3 protein-coding genes and 1 pseudogene are annotated in these 4,772 nt (G+C 62.1%); all 4 read left to right on the plus strand.

Going from position 1 to position 4,772, the window contains the following annotated elements:
* The coding region (locus XalbCFBP2523_RS17280) for a DUF6531 domain-containing protein (protein ID WP_249027736.1) at positions 1-2,220 on the plus strand (2,220 nt) is incomplete at both ends.
* A 12-nt stretch (positions 2,221-2,232) separates the two neighbouring features.
* Complete coding sequence (locus tag XalbCFBP2523_RS17285; protein WP_488175805.1) at positions 2,233-3,744, plus strand: RHS repeat domain-containing protein; 1,512 nt, start codon at positions 2,233-2,235, stop codon at positions 3,742-3,744.
* 27 nt (positions 3,745-3,771) lie between these two features.
* Complete coding sequence (locus XalbCFBP2523_RS16485; protein ID WP_146084120.1) at positions 3,772-4,029, plus strand: hypothetical protein; 258 nt, start codon at positions 3,772-3,774, stop codon at positions 4,027-4,029.
* 87 nt (positions 4,030-4,116) lie between these two features.
* Positions 4,117-4,772 (plus strand): annotated as a pseudogene (locus XalbCFBP2523_RS15435) (RHS repeat-associated core domain-containing protein); the annotation flags it as partial.

Consider the following 4,772-nt stretch of genomic DNA (forward strand, 5'->3'; position numbering starts at 1 on the left):
CTGCCGCGTATCAGCGCCCGCGATACGACCGCCATCGCCTCGCCGCTGAAGCAGGATGTGGTGCTCACCCATCCGGATATGCCGGGCCTGCAAATCCACATCCCGGCCGGCACGGTGATCCGCGACCGCAAAGGCGCGCTGGTGCATCACCTCTCCATCGTGCCGACGCCGGTCAACCGCGCCCCGTTCCCGGTGGCGAGCAACTACCCGATGTACTTCACCCTGGAACCGGGCGGAGCCACGGTGCAGGCGCTGACGCCGCAGGCAGCGCAGGGCATCAAGATTCTGTACCCGAACTACGACACGCTGGCCACTGGCACGCGGGCCAACTTCTGGATCTATGACCCATCCGAAGGCTGGCGAGTGTACGGGCAGGGGCGGGTGACCAGCGACGGCACGCGCATCGCCCCGGAAGGCGGGGTGGCGCTGTACAAGACCATGGGCGCCAGCTACAGCATCGACACCCACACGCCGCCGCCGGACCCGGATACGCCACACTGCAGTGATGGTTGCGGTAAGGAGGCCGGCGGTGGCGGCGCCACGGCGGGCGATCCCATCGACCTGTACACCGGGGAATTTTCCTATACCCAGACCGACGCGGTGGTGCCGGGCCTGTCGCCGTTGGTGGTGACGCGCTCCTATCGCCCGGGCGACCCCAACAAGCAGGACTTCGGGATCGGCACGGCGGCCAATTTCAGCTACACGCTCTATTCGCCCACGAACGATTACAACCAGTTGCAACTGGTGCTGCCTGGCGGCATGCCGGTGAAGTTCGCCCGTGTGTCTGGCTTTGGGCTGGGCGGGCAATGGCAGCAAACCGGCTCGGTTTCCGGTTATGCCGGTGCGACCATCACCCAGGGCAGCCCGCGCGGCCACGGTTACCTGCTGACGCTGCGCGACGGCAGCATGATGTATTTCTACAATTATTGGCCCAACCAGTTGCTGTGGACCATGGACCGCTTTGGCAACAAGGTGTACTACACCTACGATGCCGGCCTGGTCAGCCACATCATCTCGGCCAACGGGCGTTCGCTGAGCATCGGCTACGACAGCAACAACCGCATCGCCACAGTCAGCGACCCGCTGGGCAACACCTGGTCCTACGCCTACAACGATGATGGCTACCTGTCGCAGGTGACCCGCCCGGACGGCAGCACGCGCAGTTACCACTACAAGATCCGCCAGGTCACCGATACCTTGCCGTACCAGGCGCGCTTGGAGTCCATCACCGACAGCAAACAGCAGCGGGTGGTGTTCAACGAATTCGAGAGCGCCAACGGCACCTGGACAGGCCGCGTGGTCAAACAGACCCAAGCCGATGGCGGGGTGTTGACGATCAACTACGCGCACGTGGATGGCAGCACCACCGGGGTGCTGGTGACCAAGCCCGACGGCAGCCAGCGCCGGGTGGTGTTCGACCCGGTCAGCCACTACCCGAGCAGCGACACGCTGGCCTACGGCACGCCCTTGGCGCAGACCATCCTCTACACCCGCACCGCCAGCGGCCAGACCACCGCACGCACCGATGCCCTGGGCCGACGTACCGAGTACGCCTACGACAGCACCGGACGTCCGCTTCAGATCACCCAACTGGCCGGCACCGCGCAGGCACGCACCACCACGCTCGCCTACAACGGCGATGGCGATGTGGCCTCGATCACCGATGCCTTGGGCCGCACTACCAGCTTCGGCTACACCAACCGCTGCCTGACCTCGGTAACCACGCCGCTGGGCCAGACCAGCACCGCCACCTGCAACGGGGTCGGGCAACGTCTGAGCGTGACCGACCCACTTGGTCACACGACCAATTTCACCTGGAGCAACGACGACCTGACTGCGATCACCGACGCGCTGGGCCGACAGACGCAATTGCGCTACGACGCGCTGGGCCGTCTGATCGCAACGCAAGATGCGCAAGGCAACATCTCGCGCTTCGAATACGACGCACTGGGCCGTCAAACCAAGGCAGTCGACCCGCTGGGCAACAGCGTGGCAACGGGATTCGATGGCAACGGCAACGTGTCGGCGATCCTGCTACCGCACGGGGCGGGCGTCACCTATGCCTACGACGCGCGCGACCGCCGCATCAGCCGCACCGACGCGCTGGGCCAGGCGGAGAGCTGGACCTACGACAGCATGGACCGTGTCGCCACGCACACCGACCGACGCAACCGCACCACCAGCTACAGCTACGACGCACTGGGCCGACCCAGCAGCGCCNCGGGCGGCACGCTGACGGCCCGCTACGATGCCGGTAACCGGCTGATGGCGCTGTCCGACAGCCTGTCGGGCACGTTGAACTGGAGCTACGACGGCTTCGACCAGGTGACCCAGGCCAACGGCCCGCAAGGCAGCATCGTGTACGGCTACGACGCGGTAGGCCGGCGCACGAGCATGCAAGCGGCCACGCAGACGCCGGTGCGTTATGCCTATGATGACGGCGACCGCCTGACCGGCATCGCCCAGGGTAGCGACACGGTGAGCTTCGCCTACGACAACGCCAACCGGCTGAGCAGCAAGACGCTGCCGAACCAGGTGCAGACGGTGTACGTGTACAACGACGCCAATCAAGTGACGGGCCTGGCCTGGGGCAAGGCGGGACAAGCGGCGCTGGGCAGCCTGGGGTATGGCTACGACAGCCGGGGGCAACTGGTGGCGCAGACTGGTAGCCACGCGCCGCAGGCGTTGCCACCAGCCAGCACCAGCAATACCTTCGACGACAACAACCGACAGACCCAGGCCAATGGCAACGCCCGCAGCTACGACGCCGACGGCCACCTGCTCAGCGATGGCACGCGAACCTACACCTGGGACGACCGCGACCACCTGAGCCAGATCACGCAGGGCGGCACTGTCATCGCCAGCTACAGCTACGACGCCCTGGGCCGGCGCAGCGCCAGGACGGAGAACGGCACCACCACGCAATACCTGTACGACGGTCTGAATACCGTGCAGGAAGCGCAAGGAACGACGATCAATCCGATCCTGACGGGCCCAGGCATCGACGAACGCTATGCGCGCGACGATAACGGCGGACGCACCTACTTCCTGACTGACTTACTCGGTAGCACAAGATTGCTGACCGACACGAACGGCAACGCGGTACAGCGTTACGACTACGATCCGTATGGAACCACCACGCAAAGCAGCACGAGCTACAACAACCCGTATCAATACACCGGTCGCGAGCACGATCAGAGCGGGTTGTATTACTACCGTGCGCGGTATTATACGGCGGAGTTGGGGCGGTTCATCAGTGAGGATCCGCTCCAATTGGCGGCTGGTGTGAATATTTATGCCTATGTTGGTGAGGGTCCAATTAACAGGATTGACCCTAGTGGTCTTTGGACTGTTAATGTTGGTTTGTCAGGCAACATAAATATTCCGCTGTATGGCGCTATTGGCTTTGGCGGGACGGGCTTTGTTGGCATCGCTTACGACGGCACTCATTTCGCTTTCTACGGTGGTGGTGGTGGTGGAGTTGGTGGTGGTGTTGGTGGCTCTGTTGGAGTTCAGTTTGGCGGATCAAACGCCAAATCTGTCTGCGATCTTGCTGGGCCATTTGCCTTTGCTAGCGCTTCAGGTGGAGAGGGTGTTATTGGTGGGGTCGATGGATATATAGGAAAAGCTTCGGATGGTTCAATGATTTACGGTGGAAATGGTTTAGTAGGTGTAGGCGCAGGTAGTCCAGTTTCCGGTGCGGCTGGGGTTACCTATACATGGGTGCATCAGATGGGGCAATGAATATCATTTGCTAATGGTGAATAAGTAATGAAGATATTTAAAAATGTCTTGGGAGTGTTGGCATTGGTTTTTTGGTTTTCGTCTTTTTTTCTTTGGGAATATTATTCAAGCCATGGATCTCGTTATTTTAAGCCTGAAGTTGGGAGGGTTTATCCGCTAAATACACATGGTGCCATTTCATATCTCACATCAAACGAACACTATATTTTGTATGGAACAATGGCGGCAGGGGCGCTTTTTGCGGTATTGTCATCCATTATTTACTTCGTCACGCCAAGTAAGTGAGAGTCTATAAATTGAACTGTGTAGCGACTCTTTCAAAGACGCTGGGTAACACCTGAGCCTAATCGACCCACCCGCTGCCTGACCTCGGTGACCACGCCGCTGGGCCAGACCAGTACCGCCACTTGCAACGGTGCCGGGCAACGCCTGAGCGTGACCGACCCACTTGGCCACACGACCAATTTCACTTGGAGCAACGACGACCTGACTGCGATCACCGACGCGCTGGGCCGACAGACGCAATTGCGCTACGACGCGCTGGGCCGCTTGATCGGCGTACAGGACGCGCAAGGCAACGTCTCGCGCTTCGAATACGACGCACTGGGCCGTCAAACCAAGGCGGTCGATCCGTTGGGCAACAGCGTGGCAACGGGCTTCGATGCCAACGGCAACGTGTCGGCGATTCTGCTACCGCACGGGGCGGGGGTGACGTATGCCTACGACGCGCGCGACCGCCGCATCAGCCGCACCGACGCGCTGGGCCAGGCGGAGAGCTGGACCTACGACAGCATGGACCGTGTCGCCACGCACACCGACCGACGCAACCGCACCACCAGTTACAGCTACGACGCGCTGGGCCGGCCGAGCACGGCCACGCTGCCCGGCACGGGCGGCACGCTGACGGCCCGCTACGACGCCGGCAACCGGCTGATGGCGCTGTCCGACAGCCTGTCGGGCACGTTGAACTGGAGCTACGACGGCTTCGACCAGGTGACCCAGGCCAACGGCCCGCAGGGTAGCATCGT

Source organism: Xanthomonas albilineans (assembly GCF_002939705.1).
Classification (GTDB): Bacteria; Pseudomonadota; Gammaproteobacteria; order Xanthomonadales; family Xanthomonadaceae; genus Xanthomonas_A; species Xanthomonas_A albilineans.